The sequence below is a fragment of the Shewanella fidelis ATCC BAA-318 genome, assembly GCF_000518605.1.
Taxonomy (GTDB): domain Bacteria; phylum Pseudomonadota; class Gammaproteobacteria; order Enterobacterales; family Shewanellaceae; genus Shewanella; species Shewanella fidelis.
Genome location: NZ_KI912458.1, coordinates 1 through 20698, shown reverse-complemented (window position 1 = coordinate 20698; position 20698 = coordinate 1). Strand labels below are relative to the sequence as shown.

20 protein-coding genes are annotated in these 20698 nt (G+C 41.9%); 10 read left to right on the top strand and 10 right to left on the bottom strand.

Features of this window, described 5'->3' with window-relative positions:
- Positions 1-44: 44 nt before the first annotated feature.
- Positions 45-821, bottom strand: a complete 777-nt coding sequence (locus L884_RS0113625; RefSeq protein ID WP_028768016.1) for an ABC transporter permease — start codon at positions 819-821, stop codon at positions 45-47.
- Between the two features lie 202 nt (positions 822-1023).
- On the opposite strand from L884_RS0113625, the gene pepT reads away from it, so the two are divergent.
- From pepT to L884_RS0113605, 4 genes are all read left to right on the top strand, one after another.
- Positions 1024-2247: a peptidase T gene (gene pepT / locus L884_RS0113620; RefSeq protein ID WP_028768015.1), complete on the top strand. Its 1224-nt coding sequence runs from the start codon at positions 1024-1026 to the stop codon at positions 2245-2247.
- A gap of 151 nt (positions 2248-2398) precedes the next feature.
- Positions 2399-3091: a Rossmann-fold NAD(P)-binding domain-containing protein gene (locus tag L884_RS0113615; protein WP_028768014.1), complete on the top strand. Its 693-nt coding sequence runs from the start codon at positions 2399-2401 to the stop codon at positions 3089-3091.
- A gap of 88 nt (positions 3092-3179) precedes the next feature.
- A complete protein-coding gene (locus L884_RS0113610; protein ID WP_028768013.1) occupies positions 3180-3893 on the top strand; it encodes a tRNA (adenine(22)-N(1))-methyltransferase in 714 nt (237 codons plus the stop codon).
- 43 nt (positions 3894-3936) lie between these two features.
- Positions 3937-4467: an NUDIX hydrolase gene (locus L884_RS0113605; RefSeq protein ID WP_028768012.1), complete on the top strand. Its 531-nt coding sequence runs from the start codon at positions 3937-3939 to the stop codon at positions 4465-4467.
- Positions 4468-4697: 230 nt separating this feature from the next.
- On the opposite strand, the gene L884_RS0113600 is transcribed toward L884_RS0113605, so the two are convergent.
- Together L884_RS0113600 and gltS are read right to left on the bottom strand one after the other, a co-directional pair.
- Positions 4698-5261 carry a hypothetical protein gene (locus L884_RS0113600; RefSeq protein ID WP_156925690.1) on the bottom strand — a complete coding sequence of 188 codons (564 nt, stop codon included), beginning with the start codon at positions 5259-5261 and terminating at the stop codon, positions 4698-4700.
- Between the two features lie 293 nt (positions 5262-5554).
- Complete coding sequence (gene gltS, locus L884_RS0113595) at positions 5555-6784, bottom strand: sodium/glutamate symporter (RefSeq protein ID WP_028768010.1); 1230 nt, start codon at positions 6782-6784, stop codon at positions 5555-5557.
- Positions 6785-7358: 574 nt separating this feature from the next.
- On the opposite strand from gltS, the gene L884_RS0113590 reads away from it, so the two are divergent.
- Positions 7359-9053: a beta strand repeat-containing protein gene (locus L884_RS0113590; RefSeq protein WP_028768009.1), complete on the top strand. Its 1695-nt coding sequence runs from the start codon at positions 7359-7361 to the stop codon at positions 9051-9053.
- A gap of 71 nt (positions 9054-9124) precedes the next feature.
- Here the strand turns inward: L884_RS0113590 and L884_RS0113585 are convergent, their stop codons facing one another.
- Both L884_RS0113585 and L884_RS0113580 read right to left on the bottom strand, forming a co-directional pair.
- A complete protein-coding gene (locus L884_RS0113585) occupies positions 9125-10039 on the bottom strand; it encodes a pseudouridine-5'-phosphate glycosidase (protein WP_028768008.1) in 915 nt (304 codons plus the stop codon).
- Entirely contained in the window at positions 10033-11124 is a 1092-nt protein-coding gene (locus L884_RS0113580; RefSeq protein WP_028768007.1) for a PfkB family carbohydrate kinase, read from the bottom strand. Before L884_RS0113580 ends, L884_RS0113585 begins: the two co-directional genes overlap by 7 nt.
- A 432-nt stretch (positions 11125-11556) precedes the next feature.
- On the opposite strand from L884_RS0113580, the gene L884_RS0113575 reads away from it, so the two are divergent.
- On the top strand, positions 11557-11847 hold the full coding sequence (locus L884_RS0113575) for a putative quinol monooxygenase (RefSeq protein ID WP_028768006.1): 291 nt from the start codon (positions 11557-11559) through the stop codon (positions 11845-11847).
- A gap of 56 nt (positions 11848-11903) precedes the next feature.
- Here L884_RS0113575 and L884_RS0113570 read toward each other — a convergent pair whose 3' ends face one another.
- The 3 genes from L884_RS0113570 to L884_RS0113560 form a co-directional block, all read right to left on the bottom strand.
- Positions 11904-12110 carry an AbrB/MazE/SpoVT family DNA-binding domain-containing protein gene (locus L884_RS0113570; RefSeq protein ID WP_028768005.1) on the bottom strand — a complete coding sequence of 69 codons (207 nt, stop codon included), beginning with the start codon at positions 12108-12110 and terminating at the stop codon, positions 11904-11906.
- A gap of 74 nt (positions 12111-12184) precedes the next feature.
- Positions 12185-13036: an AbaSI family restriction endonuclease gene (locus L884_RS0113565; protein WP_037410961.1), complete on the bottom strand. Its 852-nt coding sequence runs from the start codon at positions 13034-13036 to the stop codon at positions 12185-12187.
- Between the two features lie 222 nt (positions 13037-13258).
- Complete coding sequence (locus L884_RS0113560) at positions 13259-13711, bottom strand: YaiI/YqxD family protein (protein ID WP_028768003.1); 453 nt, start codon at positions 13709-13711, stop codon at positions 13259-13261.
- Positions 13712-13909: 198 nt separating this feature from the next.
- Between L884_RS0113560 and L884_RS0113555 the strand changes: the two genes are divergently transcribed.
- The 3 genes from L884_RS0113555 (at position 13910) to L884_RS23070 (ending at position 16453) form a co-directional block, all read left to right on the top strand.
- Positions 13910-14587 carry a DUF2461 domain-containing protein gene (locus L884_RS0113555; RefSeq protein WP_051435632.1) on the top strand — a complete coding sequence of 226 codons (678 nt, stop codon included), beginning with the start codon at positions 13910-13912 and terminating at the stop codon, positions 14585-14587.
- A gap of 129 nt (positions 14588-14716) precedes the next feature.
- Positions 14717-16063, top strand: coding sequence for an RsmB/NOP family class I SAM-dependent RNA methyltransferase (locus tag L884_RS0113550; protein WP_028768001.1), 1347 nt, complete (start codon positions 14717-14719; stop codon positions 16061-16063).
- A gap of 213 nt (positions 16064-16276) precedes the next feature.
- On the top strand, positions 16277-16453 hold the full coding sequence (locus tag L884_RS23070) for a hypothetical protein (RefSeq protein WP_156925689.1): 177 nt from the start codon (positions 16277-16279) through the stop codon (positions 16451-16453).
- Between the two features lie 64 nt (positions 16454-16517).
- Here L884_RS23070 and L884_RS0113540 read toward each other — a convergent pair whose 3' ends face one another.
- Complete coding sequence (locus L884_RS0113540; protein ID WP_028768000.1) at positions 16518-18206, bottom strand: sensor domain-containing diguanylate cyclase; 1689 nt, start codon at positions 18204-18206, stop codon at positions 16518-16520.
- Between the two features lie 311 nt (positions 18207-18517).
- Positions 18518-19057, bottom strand: a complete 540-nt coding sequence (locus tag L884_RS0113535; protein WP_037410959.1) for a YfaZ family outer membrane protein — start codon at positions 19055-19057, stop codon at positions 18518-18520.
- A 361-nt stretch (positions 19058-19418) separates the two neighbouring features.
- On the opposite strand from L884_RS0113535, the gene L884_RS0113530 reads away from it, so the two are divergent.
- Positions 19419-19901 (top strand): glutathione peroxidase, encoded by a 483-nt coding sequence (locus tag L884_RS0113530; RefSeq protein ID WP_028767998.1) that lies wholly within the window; start codon positions 19419-19421, stop codon positions 19899-19901.
- The last annotated feature ends 797 nt before the right edge of the window (positions 19902-20698 follow it).

Sequence of the window (20698 nt, the reverse complement as noted above, 5' to 3'; positions counted from 1 at the left end):
GCTCAAACATCAAAGGCTGCAGCCATTAAAGCTTGCAGCCTTTCTTATTTACTCATGAAGACGTTAACTCGCCCTGTACTGGCAATGACTCGGCGAACGCATAAAAGCAAAGTGGCAGCAACAGAGACTGACAAGGTGACAAAAATCGCCACAGAGATCACTATCTGATATTTGATGGCAATTAACGGATCAATACCACCAAGTATTTGGCCTGTCATCATCCCCGGTAACGTTACTAAGCCCATTGTTGCCATTGAAGCCATAATGGGGGCAAACGCTTGTTGCATCGCGGTTTGCACAAAGGGCAAACAGGCTTGTGAAGGAGAAGCGCCCAGCGCCAATGCACCTTGATACTCAGCCTTTCTATCACTAAATGCGCCAAATAACCTCTGTAGCGCAACAATATTGCCGCTTAAACAATTGCCTAGCAGCATCCCCGCTGTGGGGATTAAATATTGCGCGGTATATAACGGCTCTGGTGACAGTAAAAAAACAATCATCAACCACAACACTGGAAACAAGCCTAATACTAAGCCAAAAAATACTGGCATATATAAGAGTCGCTTAGGTAGTTTAGCTTTGCTAATTATCGAACTGCTACCAACAAGTAACATGACCAACAGCCAAGCAGAGTTGACCCAAACACTATCAAGTTCAAATAGATATTGCAGATAAAGACCGACTAACACCAATTGCAGCGTCATGCGTATTACCGCTGATAACATATCTAGGCTCAACGCTAATTGGAAATATCGGCTTATTGCGAGTGGGACCAATAACACCAACATAAACAGGCCTAACTGCAGCCATGCTATATCCATTGTAAATGCTCTCTTTAAGGCAAAACTGCACCTAATATAACCAAACCACAATGAAGTTAGTAGCGCTCAACTGTGACTGAGCAGACAGAAAACGACATAACAAAATAAGCAGTGATTAAGTAAAATTTGATCAACATCTAATGAATTCACTCAATGGCTTGTTAGACTCCAAGCACTTTTTGCTATTTTAGACATTACGATTATGAAGCAACAGCTACTTGAACGGTTCTTACGCTACGTCAGTTTTAACACTCAATCTGATGGCAGTAGCCAAAGTGTCCCGAGTACAGATAACCAGTTTGTATTTGCTCAGCATCTGCGCCAAGAACTTATCAGCCTTGGTTTCGAAGAGGTTAAATTATCAGATAAAGGCTATTTAACCGCGACTGTGCCGGGCAATGTCGCTGATGCTCCATGTATTGGTTTTATTGCTCACCTAGATACCGCACCAGACTTTAGTGGGGCTAACGTTAACCCACAAATTATTGAAAATTATAACGGCAAAGATATTCAGTTAGGTCTTGAAGAAGTACTTTCGCCAAGCCAGTTTACTAGCCTTAATCAATATCAAGGACAAACCTTGATCACTACAGACGGCGCAAGCTTGCTAGGTGGTGATGATAAAGCTGGCATTGCCGAAATTATTTGCGCACTACACCACCTGCTAACTCATCCTGAAATCCCTCACGGTAAAATTCGCTTATGCTTTACACCCGATGAAGAAATTGGTCGCGGCGCCGACCATTTCGATGTTGAAAGCTTTGGTGCACAGTGGGCGTACACAGTTGATGGCGGCCAACTTGGTGAGCTTGAATATGAGAACTTTAATGCCGCAACCGCAGTGATAACTGCAACCGGCAATAACTGTCACCCGGGAACAGCCTACGGTGTGATGGTTAACGCGCAAACTATTGCGGCTCGATTCCACGCCAAAATGCCATTAAAAGATACACCGGAATGCAGTAAAGACTACGACGGCTTCTTCCACTTAATGAGCATGGAAGGCGTAACCGAAAAAGCCACACTAACTTATATCATTCGCGATTTTGACCTCGATCTATTCGAGCAACGAAAACGCTGGTTAGCGGACCTTGTGAGCAAATATAACGCTGAGCTCAGTATTGGTCAGCTCACAATTGATATTCAAGACTCTTATTTGAATATGAAACAGCAAGTATTGCCGCACCCGCATATTATCGACATTGCCAAACAAGCAATGCAAAACCTAAACATAGAACCAATTGTTAAGCCTATCCGTGGCGGTACCGACGGTTCGCGCCTGTCATACATGGGTTTACCTTGCCCTAATATCTTTACTGGCGGTCATAATTTCCATGGCAAGCATGAATACGTCTGTCTTGAATCTATGGAGCAAGCCTGCCAAACCATCATTGAAATAGCTAAACTGACTGCAAAACATAAATAGGTATGCCAATTTAGTTAGTCCAAAGGCCGGTGCTGCCGGCCTTGTAACAATCAACAGGGTCAAGACTCTTGGCTCAAAAGCATAAAGTATTTGCTTCCCTCTTCTAGCTCTCTACACTTACGCTATCAACACTTTTACTTAGAGCAAGCATATGAACGCGGCACTGATCGGCGCTACCGGACTTATTGGGCAGTTACTGCTGCAAAAGTTAATTGATTCTGACTGTTATGAAAACATTGTCCTTATTGGCAGAAGCGCCCCGCAATACCAAGCCAACGGCAAAACCCAAGTCACATTCATAGCTTGCCAGTTAAGCGAAATTGCAACACTCACGCTCCCCGTTGCAATTGACCACGCATTTTGCTGTTTAGGTACCACGATTAAGCAGGCTGGCAGCCAACAAGCCTTTATCGCGGTTGATAAAACAGCTTGCCTTGATTTCATCAGTAAATGCCAAGCAAGTGCTAACTTTGTCGTTACCGCGTTAGGCGCAAATAGCCAAGCCAAAAGCTTTTATAACCGGGTGAAAGGTCAAACCCAAGAGGCACTAAGCCAGTTATTAGCTGAAACGCAACAAGCGGCATCACCTAAACGCCTTTGGTTATTTCAACCTAGTTTATTACTCGGTAAACGCAGCGAAAGCCGATTACTCGAAGATGCCGCTAAAAATGCATTTCGCTTTGTTTCTGCTGTTTTTGTCGGTCCATTACATCAATATCGTCCAATTGCAGCAGAACAAGTTGCCGCAGCGATGCTGTCATGTGCGATTGCCGCACAAGATCCCGAGAGTGAATCGATTCAACGAGTGATGATTGTCTCGAATAAGGAGATGCTAGCTTCTTAAGCTGCAACTAATCAAAGGCCGACTATTGACGACATCCCTATAGCATCATTTAAAATGGCCGGCCATTTTATTCCGAGTGAATCAGTCTTTGAAAATTAGCCAACGCCTACAGCAAATCAACCAGATGATCGTCAATGATTATCAACATATTTGGGATTGCTGCTGTGATCATGGCCTGCTTGGTGCGGCGCTACTGGAGCGCAAGGCGGCACAGCAGATCCATTTTGTCGATGTCGTGCCTAATTTAATGCAACAGCTTGAGCATAAGTTACAGCGTTTTTACCCGCAAACGGCTAAGCAGCACAATCAACACGACTGGCAAGTACACTGCACTGATGTTGGACAACTCGATTTAGCAGACAAACACGCGCGACAATTAGTGATTATTGCGGGTGTAGGCGGTGATTTAACCATAGCTTTGATGCAGCAAATTATCGCCCGTCATCCACAGCATCAGCTGGAGTTTATTCTATGTCCGGTACATCATATTTATAAAGTGCGCATGGCAATGAAACAATTGGGCCTAGGTTTAATTTCTGAACAGCTAGTACAAGAAAACCGTCGCTTTTATGAAATACTGCACTTATCAACCATGAGTGAACAACCGATAAGCGCGGTTGGTTCTGTCATGTGGGGAACCAACCCAGAGCTTGAGGCTAACTACCTTGCAAGCATCTTAAAGCACTATCAACGTATTGCTGATGGGCTGAACAACGCGTCATCATCAGCCACAGAAAAAGCCTTTATCAAACGTGTTATTGCGGATTATCAAAGCTTGATACCATATTGTAAAACCGCATAGCGGTTTGTTGGCGGCTATCTTCTCACTTCATTACGAGTTTCTCATGCGTCTATTAAAATCAACTGTTCATGCCGATCTTGCTCAGCTAACTGCCAATGAGCTAGCGACTAAAAGTTTTCATCGCCAAGCTGCACGCGGCATTATTTTAAAGGGTGAAGAGATCTTAATGCTCTACACAGAGCGCTACCATGATTACAGCATTCCCGGTGGTGGAGTCGACGAAGGTGAAGATATTCAAACCGGACTCATGCGTGAGTTAGAAGAGGAAACCGGTGCGCAGCATATCGAGATCATCAGTGAATTTGGCCGCTATGAAGAGTTTCGACCTTGGAATAGAAATGGTTTTGAGGTGGTGCACATGGACTCTTTCTGCTTTGTTTGTGATATTGATGCAGCGCTTGGCGAAACTAAGCTAGAAGCCCACGAGATCCAAAACGGTATGCGCCCTGTTTGGATCAACATCCATCAAGCGATAAGCCACAATGAGCACACTATCGCTAATAGCCCGAAGAAAGGTATGTCAATTGAACGAGAAACCTTTTTGTTAAAGCAAATCGTTGCAGAGCTTTTGTAGTCGCTTAACACAATAGTTGCAACACCCTGCATGCACGTTAACTGAAATACTCAAGCTAACGTGCCATTGCGGTTCATCTCGTTATAGAGCCAAACTTTTATGGCAATTTGTATCATACTGACTAGCAGCAGTGTTACGCCTTTGCCCCTTAAAAATTTGCCCCATAAAAAAGGGCGCTGTTAACGCCCGATGATTCCGCTTCAATATTGAGTAATTCAGCTATTGATCCGCTAGTACTCTACAGGAATGGAAGAGGACCGTGTCTCATCTTTGTTAGGAACATACCTAATCGGGTCGTCTGTCGTCATTGCTACAGTTAAAAGAAAAGTGCCATTACTAGAAAGTTCATATCCAAAAATTATCTCTCTATCTTGTGTTGTTGATACCTCTGAACTAAAAATCGGATACAAGATTTGATCTTGCCTTACTGCATTAAATGAACGAGATAAGTTAAATACTTCACGACTTGCTTCCTGCATGGCCAACGACGGCTCCCCTTTATAAGGTCCCTCTTCGATGGTTATTTTATCATTATCAGTTACCGAGGTACGGACAACCAGCAAGCCTACTTCATCTGAATGACCGACTAATTTAAAACACTTTCTAAACCTCTCGCCTTTCGGTATTTGATACCGCTTAAATTTAGGTATATCAAATTCTGCTTCAAGCTCAACCACTTGCTCTAAAGAACATGCTAAATATGGTTCCGGAGGTGGTACCACGACTGGCGGCTGTGTGGCACTGACACCAAAAACAATCAATGAAAGCATCGTTCCAATAATTATATTGCGCATAACAAACTCCATTTATTATTCACGATAAGTTGGTTATATCCCTCCAGCGCTTCCATCAATAACACACGCCTATAAACAAAAATACGATGCTCTAGCAATTTAATTTTTTTAATATTCTTACTATTTTTAATATTTTTGAAGTTATAAGCTTTCCCGTGTTCGGTTAAATTTATTTAGCTAATATTGCAAACAACATCGATCATCATTTTGCGCAAACGGATACCCTTGGTATCAACTCGCGCAAATATTGTCGATAAGCCGTAATCTTCTGCACAATACGCAATGAAACGAAATTAAAAATAGACAAATAAGTTGATGATCATTGCATTGATAATATCGATAAAGAAACCACAGACTAGCGGCACGATGATAAAGGCTCTATGGGCTGCACCGTACTGTTGAGTCACCGCCGTCATATTCACAATGGCGGTTGCGGTAGAGCCTAAGGTTACACCACCAAAGCCTGAGCAGATCACAGCAGCCTCATAATCTTTGCCCATCATTCTAAACACCACAAAGATGGTAAACACCACAGATAAAAATACTTGCACTGCCATTACCACCGAAATGTAAAGCAGACTGCCTTCAAGCTCCCACACTTTAAGGCTCATTAATGCCATCGTCAGGAACATGCCCAAACAGATATCTTGGATAAGCGACAAGCCCTGAGAAGCATCATCTAAGTAAGCACGATCTTTAATATCTCGACGATTTAAGATGGCTCTACCTGCATTACCTATAATGATACCGGCCAGTAAACAAGCAACAAAAAGCGGCAGTTTCAGCCCTGCACCTTGCAGTGCGATATCAATAAAGTAGCCGACGATTAACGTCACGTTTAGCCATAACCAAGCTCGCAGCACACCAAAATAATCAACTTTAATATGTGATGATCCCGCCTGATGACTAGTACCAATATCAAGATCTGCATCGTGATTAGCTTGTACTTGATGACGTTTCATTAAATAGGCCGCAATTGGGCCGCCAATAACACAAGCTGAAATCAAACCTAACGTATTTGACGCTATACCTAATTCACTGGCGTTGCTGATCCCTAGCTCTTCGACAAAGGTTGGCGTCCAAGCCATAGCGGTACCCACGCCACCGATCAATGAAATTGAGCCCGACATTAAGCCCGCTTTCGGATCTAAGCCAAACAGCGAAGCAATTGTTACCCCAGTAAAGTTTTGTAGAAAAATAAATGCACTTGCCAGTGCAATCAAAATCAGTAAAGGCTTACCGCCTTTGAGCAAAGTCGCAAAGTCTGCTTTTAAGCCAATACCAGCAAAGAAATAGAGTAGCAGAATGTCACGGACTTCAAGGTTAAATTCAATTTGAATATCAAAGGCATAATAAAGGATACCGACGATTGCTGCGCAAGCGAAACCACCAACAACGGGCTCAGGAATACTGTATTTTCTTAATAGCTCATAGCGAGCAATAATGTTCTTACCAATAAACAGCGCAATAATCGCTAGGGTAAAAGAAACAAAATCCTTAATCTCTATTAATTGCGGCTCCATACTTTACTCTCTCCCGATAGCATCGCCTATAAACTCTTAAGCAGAGCTTGGCTGTAAAACTCTAATTAACTGCCATAGTATCCTATTGAAAAGTTTAACCCACCCTTTTTATTTACAAATAATTAACTTTTGTTTTCTTACGCCAACCACCTCATTGCGAGGTTAATTAATATCCTTTGCTATTGGCCTAAGTAAATCTTGAGGTCAATCTAACGCATGACACAAAGCAAGCGCGCCCAAATTTAATAAGCTGAGCAACATCCATAGTAACCCACTACAAATAAACAAGTATTAACCCAAACAACAAAACCTCATCCTAACCATTACTACTACAACTAAAACCGCAGCTAGTAACTAAGAGCCAAGGGTTTAATACCATTGCTGGACGCACATAAAAATTGCAAACGGCATACTTTTTCGCATCCAAAAGGCGCACCAAGATTTCAATATCAGGTTTGCTATGTCCGAATTTTGGATGATGGTTCGGATTTGAAAAGTGTAAAAAAGCTCATGTGAGCTGAATGATGTTTGACATAACGTTTAATTATTTTTTAACGGATTAAGGATTTTACCCATGATCAAGTTACTTCCTATCGCAGCTGCAGTTGCACTGGCTTTAAACTCTGGTGCGGCGCTGGCAAATGACGCTTCAATCTCTCAAGCTGGTGACTCGAATACTGCGATGACCACCCAATCAGGCAGCGGTCAGACAGCAAATACTTCGCAAGTTGGTACAAACCAAACTGCCACTACGACTCAAACGGACTCGAACCAAACTTCAACAATTAACCAAGTGGGTGACGGTGCGGACTCAACTGTCACTGTTACACAGTCAGGTCTTGGCCCTAATTCAGCAACGGTAACACAGGACCATACATACAATACCGAAGCGACACTGACTCAAGCTGGCTTAAATAATGGAGCCGTTGTTAATCAGCTACACGTTAACGACAGTATCGCAACAGTGACTCAAACGGGTAATGGTAACAGCGCTGATGTTCGCCAACATGGATTTGGCATCCACAATCCTGCAGGTGCTACTGTTACTCAGTCTGGTAATGCAAACATAGCCAACACAAACCAAGACACTTCAACAGATGCAATACTAACGGTCGCGCAAACAGGTAATGGCAACACTGCAAACATTGATCAGTTAAACGGTTCTTTCAACTCTGGTGTAAATGTTACTCAAACAACCAATAACGCTTCGGCAACTGCAACTCAAGATGGTGCTGATAACTCATTAATCACGACCCTTCAAAATGATGGTACAGATGGCACAATTACGGCCAGCCAAGCAAACGGCACCAACAACACTATTTCGGCGACTCAAACAGATGGTACATCTGGCACATCTATCACAGTGAGCCAAGACGGTAACAACAATGGTATTACTGTTTACCAAGAGCATGTATTTAGCTCTACAGTAAATGTCACTCAAGTGGGTGGTGGCAACACAGGGTCAGTAAACCAAGAGCATGTAAACGATAGCACTGCAAGCGTTACTGCTACAGGTAACACCAACTCTACAATTATCCGTCAATTCGGATTTGGAGCACATGAGCCTGCAGAAGCAACAATTACCACAACTGGTGATCTGAACACGGTTAATATTAACCAAGATACTTCTTTCCGAGCTATCGCAACAGTTGAGCAAGATGGCAACAATAATGTAGTTGATATTGATCAGGTCAACGAATCAGACAACTCTATTGTTACGGTTAAGCAGCTCGCAGCAAACGAAGCTGGCAATGTGACAGCACTTCAAGATGCCGCAGCTGATTCAAGCATTACTGTTCAACAATCTGGTGTTAATGGTTCTTTGGTTGTGGTTAATCAAACCAGTGGTTCAGAGCTAACAGCATTAGTAGACCAAACAGGTACTCTTGGTGGCTCAGCTACAGTTAATCAATCAGGCGTAGATCAAGACGTAGTTGTTTACCAAACAGGTGAAGCAAACACTGCTGATGTTTTACAAAGCAACACATTAAACACGGCAAACGTACAACAGTATGGTGAATTTGGTTCTGCAGATATTGACCAAACAGGTGCAGATAACGACGCGTTTGTTAATCAGCTAGCTGGTGAGTTTAATAATGCAATCATCGACCAGCAAGGTGATGGCAACACAGCAACGATTAACCAAGATGGCTTTGGTACATTAGCTGCCGTTAACTCAGCTACCATTACTCAGTTTGGTACTAACGATACAGCAACTATCACTCAAACTGGTGGTTTCGGTAACACGGCGACAATCATCCAAAACTAATACCAATTTAGTTTAAATCAAATAAAAAGGGGAGCTATTAAGCTCCCCTTTTCAACTATTAATCCAATTGCTTACTTTGCGTATTCAACTGCAATGTCAGCAGCAAGCTTAGCGTTATTGAACACAAGTTCAATGTTTGCCGTTAAGCTAACGCCTTTAGTGGTTTCAGCAACTTTTGCCAACAGGAATGGCGTAGAAGCTTTACCAAAAATACCCTTGCTATCCATTTCGGCAACTGCGTCAGCAATCACTTTATCGATCATGGCACGATCTAACTGGTGTGCTTCAGGAATTGGGTTAGCAACCACGATGCCGCCTTTCAGATCCATATCCCACTTCGCTTTCATTGCTGCTGCAATTTGCGCTGGCGTATCAAGTTGATAGTCAACACCAAACTCGCTTTCACGAGTGTAGAATGCAGGTAGAGTGCTAGTTTGGTAACCGATAACAGGTACACCTTGAGTTTCAAGGTATTCTAAGGTTAAACCGATATCTAGAATTGACTTAGCACCCGCACAAACAACTGTTACATCCGTATTTGCTAGCTCTTGCAAGTCAGCTGAAATATCAAAAGTTTGTTGAGCACCACGGTGAACGCCACCAATACCGCCTGTAGCAAACACTTTAATACCAGCCATTTGCGCTAGGATCATCGTTGAAGCCACTGTGGTAGCACCATCAACGCCTTTAGCAACAATGAATGGAATATCACGGCGGCTTGTTTTAATAACATCAAGACCGGCTTTACCCAAGTATTCAATCTCTTCGTGAGTCATACCCACTTTTAAACGGCCTTTTAAAATAGCAATCGTTGCTGGTACTGCGCCGTTATCACGAATGATTTGCTCAACTTTAAGTGCGGTTTCAACGTTTTGCGGATAAGGCATACCGTGAGAAATAATGGTCGACTCCAGTGCAACTACAGGCTTTCCTGCTGCTAATGCTGCTGCAACTTCTGGATTAATATCTAGGTACTGCTCTAACATAACGACTCCTTGATAACGCGCTTAACGGTAATTTCAGACATATTTGGATTGATTGTAGCTATGTGAGACAAGGCAACGACTGCCGCTCCCATAGCAAATTTATTTGATTCTTCTGTGCTCCACTGCTGGATAAAGCCATGGGCTAAACCTGCTAGATAAGCATCACCAGCTCCATTGGCATTCACCATAGAGACCGGCATTGTAGGTACTAAAGCTTGCACACCTTCATCGCTGTAAAACACACCATCGCTGCCTAAGCTTAAGAAAATGCGTTTAACACCTTGTTGATGGAACCAATTAGCTAACTCTGGCAGTTCATCGTGATGACTGATACTGATCCCAGATAATTGCTCAGCTTCTTTAAGGTTTGGCTTTAAGGTGTGGATTGAACTTAAGAATGGCGCCACTTTCTTGGCTTTTGCACAAGAGACTGTATCAACAAAAATTGGACGGTCAGAAAAGTTACTTAGAATGTATTCCAGTGACTCTGCCGACAGGTTTGCATCGACAACAATAAGATCTGCGCGGCGCAATACTTCTTCATGGCTTTGCAGCACAGCGACGCTGAGCTTTTCAAGAATCGCCATATCATTAATAGCAACATGCATATCGCTATCACCATCAAGCACTGATAAATAGGTTGATGTGGCAAACTCATCGAGATGAATACATGCTTTCATATCAATACCAGCTTGCTGACACTGATTGATGATCATCTGTCCATAGGTATCTTTACCCAAGGCACTGATAAGATGAGTATTTGACCCTAAGCGAGCTAAGTTTTCAGCGATATTACGCCCTACTCCGCCAGGTGAGCAACTTACGCTGCCAGGGTTTGAGTCACCAACTTGTAGGGAGTGTTGAGGTCTACCTAAAATGTCCATATTCGCGCCACCAATTACGATAGCGTAGCGTGATTCAGCAAGAATGTAGCCCTTACCTTTAATCACGCCTTTATGGGTCAAATTCATAATGTGGCCGGCAACAGCTGAGCGGCTAATCCCTAATTGATCAGCAATGCTTTGCTGTTGGATCAAAGGGTCCTGCTTGAGTAGCGCTAAAATCTCGATTTCGCGTTCTGTCATTCTTATTATCCAATCGACACCGACAAGCAAACATATGTTTGCACGCCAAACTTAAGTTTGATTTGTGACTAGGGTAAGCTTAAAGATGAAAACAATCAAGTGAATAAATGGCTGACAAAATTAAATATGTGATCTCACTTTGCCAAAAAGATAATGATTTGAACTCAATCACGGCGACATTTCGCCAGCTCTTTTTTACTGCAAACCATTGTCGCGCTAGGCTTAGACTGATTTAAAGCAACAAAAAACGACCTGCCACCGCTTGAGTGAGTTGAAGTTAAATTAACTGAACTAAACACGCTGACTTATTAACGCTATTAACTAAAATTTATTGATAATAAATCAACTGGACCCAGCTTTATCCTGAGCAATGGTTAACCTAGCATAAGATCTATCGAAACAAATACAAACAAGATTTAGAGGTAAATACAGATGAGCAAACTTACGATTATCGCCAATATCATGGCTAATGAAGGTAGTGTTGAAAAAGTTAAATCCGAACTTATCAAGTTGATTGATATCACTCGTAAAGAAGCGGGCTGTTTACAATACGATTTGCACCAAGACAATGATAACCCTGCTCATTTTGTCTTCTTTGAGAATTGGTCTTCGAGAGAACTATGGCAACAACATATGGGCGCGCAACATTTAGCAGACTACCTTGCTGCAACCAAGGGCGCTGTTGCTAGTTTTACCGTGAACGAAATGACTCATATAGGTTAACGCAATAAAGTGAGAGTAATGCGTAACCTATAACAGGCTGCAAAACCTAACTTATTTTACGCATCCTCTTCATGCATATAGTCTTCTATCAAAGTGATCTGTTCAGCGAGTTTATCTTCAGAGGTTACGAGTCGATAACTCCCTTGAGGCGTTTTCTCGAGGCTAATACGATCGCCAGCTTGCACATGCAACTGTTCAACAATTTCTCTTGGCAACCTGACGCCCAAACCTTCACCAATCGCTTCTACTTTTAGCTCAGCCATAAATAGCACCTACTCAGCCTTAAATATCATCCTATCAGTATAGTGTAGTCTTGATACCTCAGCGTTGGCGCTAATCACTTAATTGCTAAAACATACTCTGTTGAGATCCGCTTCCAAAAAACACCCGCTTCATAGCTGGTTTTATCTCTATCTAATTCAAATATGCCTTTAAAGCGATACATAGTTTGCCCCAGCTCATCCTTAACTCGCGCAAATACAACATATTTAAAAGACTCCGCAAGGTTTCTGTCAATTACGCTGCGCTTTTTGGTTTCAGACTCAAGGCAGTACTCGTGGATTTCTGTACCATCATGGCTTATCTCATTAAACCATTGCTCATTTGGATAAAGCTTAGGAAACCATAACTTTATGTTAGGCTGCTCGGGAATACTAGCTGATGAACGCTGCCAGCCCCGATATTGGTGACCAAATAGATTACATACTTCCGCCGATGTTCTCAGAGCTACATGGTCATTAACACTGAATTGGCCACGGCAACGCCAAAAATCAACGCTATGTTCTAGCTCAGGCTCCCATCGCTGAAAGCTGCCAGATTGCTTCTGAAGCTTAATCATCTGTTGAATATCAGCAACTATGTCGTCTACTTGAGCATTAATCTGCTCAATAGACACCGCCGCGTCAATGCGTTTAATAATATGGTCTGTTGCGGTAATAATATCCAGCTCACGAATTTTATCGGCATCAATTTGATGTTGATGAAAACCTTCATCAATTTCGATATGTAGCTTGAACTGCGGCAAATACAAATCAGTCAATGCAAAACCGCTCGGCCTAGCAACATATTGCTGAGTAATAAATTTTACATCTAAATCATCAACCTTATGGATAATTCGAGTAATTGCGTACAGCTCAAAGCGCTTATTTTTGCAGCGCTGAAGCTGCCTTGTCATATGCAGAGTTTTCATTGAGATTCGCTAGCGAAAAAGAAATGGAATTGTATATGCTTGATTCTTCAAAAGCAGCATCTTAGTTAACTTTAGACACCAACAAAATGCATGTAAGACCGACTTATTGATGAATGCTTCAATGTGAGTTAACAGCTATAACTTAGCTAATATCCTATTAACGCAAAACAGCAACATGCGCATAGCGTTATAGCCCTATGCGCATTTAGGCTCGTTAACCACTTAAGGCTTATGATGCTTAGTAATATATCTATCAAGTTGATTAGCAAAAGCTTGCTTCTCGCTCGCACCAATAGCTGCTGGCCCACCGATTTGTACACCGCTTGCGCGCATGGTATCCATAAAGTCGCGCATATTCAGAATCGATTTGATATTTTGTTCAGTGTATAACTCGCCACGTGGGTTTAATGCTACACCACCTTTATCAATCACCTCTGAGGCTAGCGGAATATCGGCAGTGATCACTAGGTCACCAGCGGTTAATAGCTTAACAATCTCATCATCGGCAACATCAAAGCCAGAGGACACCGTTTTTAAATTAATAAAAGGTGATGGTGGAATACGCATAAAATGGTTAGCCACCAGTGTTACTTCGATCTTAGCTCTATCCGCAACTCGAAATAAGATCTCTTTAATCACATTCGGACATGCATCTGCGTCAACCCAAACTTTCATTACCACTCCAACTATGACAACTGCGTACTTGCTCCCAATCAGTATAATGATTAGATGACGCAATCAAATCTCAAAACATGACCATACTTTAACAGTTTTCCCACCCCAATGAGTAGCGAGACATCCACTGATTAATAAGGTATAAGATAAAATTTAGTCACATTGATCATTGCTCCACCAATTTAGGTCGTTATCTCTATGAGCCCATTTACTCGCCAAAGTTTTAATTTTTTAAATGAGTTATCAGTCAATAACGAGCGAGAGTGGTTTAAATCCAATCAAGCTCGCTATGAAGACAGTGTGCGCACACCCGCACTGAAATTTATCGAAGCGATGCAACCACACATTTTAGCCCTATCACCTCGGTTAACTGCTGTACCTAAAAAAGTCGGTGGCAGCATGATGCGCCCACAACGGGATAGCCGTTTTAGTAAAGATAAAACCCCTTATAAAACCAATGTCGGTATCCAATTTCGACATTTTCAAGGTAAGGATGTTCACGCTCCGGGGCTCTACCTGCATATCGCTAACGATAGTTGCTTTCTCGGAGCAGGAATTTGGCATCCTGAATCCAAAGCGTTAAATGCTATCCGAAGTTGTATTGATGAGAACCCCAATAGCTACAAAAAGGCACTGCGCGAATTAACTGCCCAAGGGTTTGAGATGCAAGGTAGTCAACTTATTCGCCCACCAAAAGGCTATGATAAAGCCCACCCAATGCTCGAGGAGTTAAAACGAAAGGACTTTATCGCCATAAAACCATTAACGATTGAGCAAGTCTGTAGCGCTAACTTTGTCGAGCTATGTGCACAAGAGTTTGCAGCTTGTCAGCAATTAATGCGCTATTTATGTTTCGCGTTAGATTTAGACTACTAATGAGCTTATTTAAGCGCTATTCATCACTAATAGCGCTTTATCACCTCCAGCGCTCCCCTCTTAACAAATCTCTGTTACAATTGCGCCAGTTTTTATTTTTGGCCTCTGGGCTGCTTCAGGCAATTAGTAATGGTAGAACCTTCATCATCTCAACAAGCTTTTCAAGCTGAAACTCCTGCACAAAAGCGCGCATTAAGCTATAGCAATACAATACATCAGCTGTTTACGAGCGTGATGCAACAAAAACTACCTGCAGATCGTATCATCGGTGAGTATTTTAGGCTCCATAAGAAACATGGCTCTAAAGACCGCCGGGTGATCCGTGAAAGCCTATTTGCACTTTTTCGCTGGTGGGGCTGGATAAAGCAAGTTCACACAAGTGGACAACAAGACTCAAGCTGGTTTGCCTCTTTAGCAATAGTGGCTGAATTAGAAGGCCATAAATGGAGTCAGTTTAGTGAAGCATGGCGCGAGTTTGCCAATCAATCGGAGCAATTTAACTTAAGTGCGGCGGCGCAAACGTTAGCAACTGTGACAGACAAGTGCCAATACCTGCAACAACAGCTTAAGCAAGCCAGTTTAACTGAAACTCAACTGTTGCCTGATTGGTTTTGGCAAGTTACCAACGTCGAGCAATCACAGCAACTCGCTATTGTTGAAGCCATGTGCTCTCGACCACCAATTTGGGGACGGGCGCAAACCCTTAACCAACAACAGCTGATCAATTCATTGTTAAAAGATGATGTTGAAGCGATTGCTAGCGAGTTTTTTGATGATGCGCTAAGTCTTGGCTTGAAGAGCATTAACTTAAATGCCATTGGCGCATATCAACGAGGTGAACTGGAGATCCAAGATTTGGGCTCTCAGGTGATAGGCCAAATATGCCAGCCACAAGCTGATGAAAATTGGTGGGATACCTGTAGCGGCGCAGGTGGCAAAACCTTACAACTACGCTCACTTATGCTTAAGAAAAACCCAGCTTCAACTGGTAGCATAACCTCATCTGACATTCGTCGTAAGCCGCTTGAGGAACTCATAAAACGCGCTAAACGTGCAGGTTTTAAAGGCATTAGTGTTGCCCCTTGGAAATCGGATGCTTTGCCTGTAAAAGCCGAGAATTTTGATGGTGTGCTAGTTGACGCGCCTTGCAGCTGTACTGGCACTTGGCGCCGTAATCCTGATATGCGCTGGTTAGATGATAAAGATGTTGTACTCGCTAAGCATGAGTTACAACTCGATATCTTAACTCGCAGCGCTAAAGCCGTTAAACCCAAAGGCAAACTGGTTTATGCAACTTGCTCGTTATCTCCTATCGAAAATGAACAAGTGGTTAACGCCTTTTTAGCTGCAAACCCTGAGTTTGAATTGCAAACATTACAGCACCCATTCACACAAGAGGCTGTGACTATGCTAACTGTCTGGCCCCAAGAGGCTAATACCGACGGCATGTTTGTCGCAAAAATGCTTAAACGCTAACACGCTTTTCTGCCACATAGCGCAGACGATCAAACAGATCGTCTGCTTATACCAATTTCCTTCCTACTCCACTAGTCCATTATTGCAAACTCAACAATTTCTGTTTTGATCCATCAATAGCTTGTAATTAGGCTGTCATGTTTGCTTCCTACACTGCTACTCGACATCAAGTCACAATATCGCTAACCACTTAGTCAGACTGGAATAAAACCTATGAGAACCAACCACAATTTTGATCAGCAGAGTCAATGGGATGAGGATTTTGGTATCGATTACGAATATGAGCAAAAGCAAGAACGGCAAAAGCAACGCCGACAAAAGCAGCGCCAGCACAGTAAACGCGCCGCAGAAGCCGCATATAACAACTACAACAATGAATATATTAACTGAGCGATAAGCTTAAATTTGCAGTAAATAACTTATCGCAATATCGACCATGCTTGTTTTGGCGGCTTTATATCTCTAAGTCTGATTGCATCTGCAGGCTTTGGCTGTGTAAAGCCCTACGTATTTCACTTTTACGATTATATAAGTCCTGTTCAGCCAAGCGCAGCCACTGCCTAGGATCGCTAATATCTTGATTAGCACTAAAGCCGAGATGAATACTGACTTCGCTGTAGCGCTCAACTAAATAACCTGATTGGATCTCAGCAACTTTTTCTCTTGCGCTATCTAAAGCAGTTGGAGAGCACACGATAACAAAGTTGCCCTCTGCAATCCGGTAAAGCTCTACAACTTTGACCTCAGGTAGCATAGTAACAGTGAGTTGTTTTAGTGCTTCTGACACCCCATAAATCAGCGAGTCGACTTCTCTATGACCTAATCGTTTTGTCAATTGGGCAAGTCCCTCTAAAGTGACAATCACAAGATACTTTGACGACTGAACATTGTCTTTTTGCGGCCGCATCTCATACATAGCTTCATCAAATGCAAACCGATTAGGCAAGCCGGTTAGTTTATCTGTACGCGCATTTTTTCTGGCGACTTCGAGTGTCTCAATGTGCCGCTCTCGCTCTTCAGATAACAGGCGTATTTTGTATGCCAAAGCAAAGGATAATAATAACGCATCAGCAGTACCGCCCATTAGCGTTGCCAGCTCTGCATTATCAAAAAAGTCCGGTGTCAGACCTAAGTTCCCCGGTAAAATAAGCACCGCAGGTAAAAGCAAACAACTAAACCCAAGTAAAAAGTAACGTGCAGGGTAAAAGCCTTTCAGCAAGCAAATATTGCCGCAAACCATCGCCAAAGTGATCCAAAGCATAATGAGAACCGATGCGATAATAGCGGTATGAGATAGCAAAAATACACTGGTTGGCAGAGCTAAAATACATAACCACAGTAATAGCAGACTCAGTCGCCATAATCTTGGCGATGTTTCCGGCAGCTGCAAAAAGTGTTTATAAAATAGAATATTAAAGATTGGTAAGCTGATAAAAAACAGATGGTGTAACTGCAGACCATGAAAATCAAATAGATGTGCAGGTAAATGAAAAGTCAGTGCCCAACCAGCAAGATAGCAAAAAACATAACAGCCGTAATACAAAAATGCCTTATCGCGAATAGAAACGTAAATCAGCCCATTATATAACGCAATAAACAACAGACCGCCTAAACAAGAGATAATCATCAAGGCATAAATATCGGTCTGCCGCTTATGAGTTTCAAAATCTTGGACTGCTAACTTAGGTTGTGAAGAGAAATAACGGCTACTCACCTTAGCCACTAACCAATAATCAACGCCATAACGCATTTCCACACTACGGCCATAATCAAAGAGAAACTCATAGGGGGCGTAATAACCACTATGCAAATATTGGGTAGAGTTATCGTTGCCAATTAACCAGTAATCTACTGACTCAATGATCGAATTACTGACATTGATAACCCAGTGCTGATCAATTGCATTCACTTTCACCGCTGATATCATCCAGTAGTCACCACCAGAAAGTGATACCGAGCCGAGATCCGTTTTAGTCCTACTCCATCGGACGACATCTTCAAACTGTTTAGGAGCCTGCTCAGCAGGATCGGCATTATATATAAATGTATGCTCAGTAATGGCCCGCTTCTCAGCCCTAGCTTCCTCGCAAAACGAGCTCCCCAAGAGCAATAACAGTATTAGCATTATTATTTTTGTTGGCATCTACTGCATAACCTATCTCTACTTTGCGCTGGCAACCAAATATTAACGATAAGCGCAAAATTGTAACATCAATCAATACTAACGGAACATATGTAGTAACGAAATTAATGCTAATAAAAATAAAACTATATTATACAGTATCTTAAATCAGATAAATAACGATAAATAACAACCTATACCAGTCAAATATATCTATCAGAGATACTCATACTGACACGCTAGGTAAATTCAAAATTTAATAGGAGGCGGGAAACAAAAGAGAGGTTGTCCATTTATAAACAACCCCATTACAACACTTAAAGTGATCTCAATTAAAAAGAAGCCTTAGCCCCTAAATAAAAGCCAGAATCTAAAGTAGAGTTAGCGCTGTGATCATACTGCAGTCGAACATTACGATAGCCAACAAATAAGGCTAATGCAGGATTCAAAGCATATTGCACTTTACCATCGAGTTGCCAAGAGCCATCAATGTCGCCAAATGATAATACTGATGGAGAGTAATAACCCTCACCATGTATTGAGATATTTGATCCTAATTGCATGGCATAACGGCCGCCAATTCCAACAAAATTACCATTGGCACTGCGTTTAGCCCATACTTGAGAAAACTTAGCCCCTAGCTCAAAATGATGAATTCCAGCATCATGAGCAATGTGCATTGCACCTGATAACATCTGCCCGCCAGTATCAGCATAAATGTACTCTATAGAGGCGTTAACATCTTTGTTTATGTCAAACTGCAACTCAGTTGACAACATGTCATCATTTAAGCCGAACGTAAAATCAGTCGCTTGTGCATTATATGAAAAACAACCCAGTGCTAGCGCAATAGAAAGGGCTTTAGACTTCATCGTATATCCCAGTAAATAAAAATAATCGCAAGCATACACAAAGCAAACGGAATTTTTTACTTAAACTCACCACAATGTCTAGTTAGCAGCCCAAAGCCAACAAAATCAACACATACACATTACCGCAGCTCAAAAGCAACAGCTATTAGCCAACATCTATTGCGAATTGTATGGTTATCCATTCGTGTGATTATGATACTCATTACATTAACCAGGTTATAGCCAGATGTAAGACTTAAACAGCTGTCTTCAAAAACGAACCTACTATAGAGATACGGTCACTTCTATCGAGAAAACTAAACAGATTGCATCTAACTAAAGAATGCCGATAAAGTAGCTTAACATTATAAAGGAGGAAGCCATGACAGCTTCAATATATGATTTTTCAGTCACCAATATTCAAGGTCAAACTGTTCCACTTGCTGAATATAAAGACCGTGTCGTGTTAATTGTTAATACTGCAAGCAAGTGCGGCTTCACCCCTCAGTACAAAGAGTTAGAACAACTTTATCAAAAATACCAAGCTCAGGGGCTAGTGATTTTGGGGTTCCCGTGCAATCAGTTTGGCGCACAAGAACAGGGAGACAGCGAGACAATTAGTCAATTTTGCGAGTTAAATTTTGGCGTCAGCTTTCCATTATTTGAAAAAGTTGAAGTCAACGGGCCTAACACTTTACCACTTTATCGTTATCTAAAAACATCAGCTAAAGGATTGCTTGGTTCAGAAAAAGTAAAGTGGAACTTTACTAAGTTTCTGGTTAACCGTCAGGGCCAAGCCGTAACAAGATTTGCGCCAACAACTAAACCCATGGCCATAGAAGCTGATATCTTGAAGCTGCTATAACCACTTAAAGTTCAGGCGCTTAAAGCAAGCCCTAATAAAAAGAAAAATATCTCAAACATTTTTTGAACTTTATCGAATTAGCGCTCTCTAAACTTGTGAGCATTGGATATTTTTCATGTTCATCATTCTCCCTGGGACTTCTAGCGCAGTCCCTCTTGATCTCAAGTAGATCAATCCGGCAACTCTTTGAGTTGCCCTTTTTTTGCCTGCATACACCTTATACAAACTAAAAATAGATACCTATCATCTGCTGCACTCATTCCTACAAACCTGTAGAACAATGGAGATTTCAAAAATAATTTAAATCTTTTTGAACTTATCGCAATGCAGGCACTCTGACTATATGAACCGATTAATATCGTTAAGTGGATTAAACCTATGAGGTTAACTAATTGGCTTAATGTTAGTTTCTTTGTTCATCATCATTCTCCTTGGCTATTCCCACTTTGGGTCAGCCGCGGTAGATAACGCTTTAGCTAGCGCATAGAGCATTATCAAAGCCAAATTATCCAAGCAACCTAATTAGGTTGCTTTTTTTTTCGCCAAATCTTAGCTTTTAATCAAAGTAACACCAATGAGTATAAATAGTGGGCTTAAGGATGAAACAAGTTTTATTTTCAAAAACTTAAACAAAAAACCTAGGTATCAATTAACTCGATTTGAAAAATAACGTTAAGCTCAATGGAACTAATCTGCATTTACCGACTCTGATTATATGAACCGATTCTCGTTAAGCAGGCTACAAGGTTTTAAAGCTGAGGTTTCTTGCTTAACACTAAGTTTCATTGTTCATCATC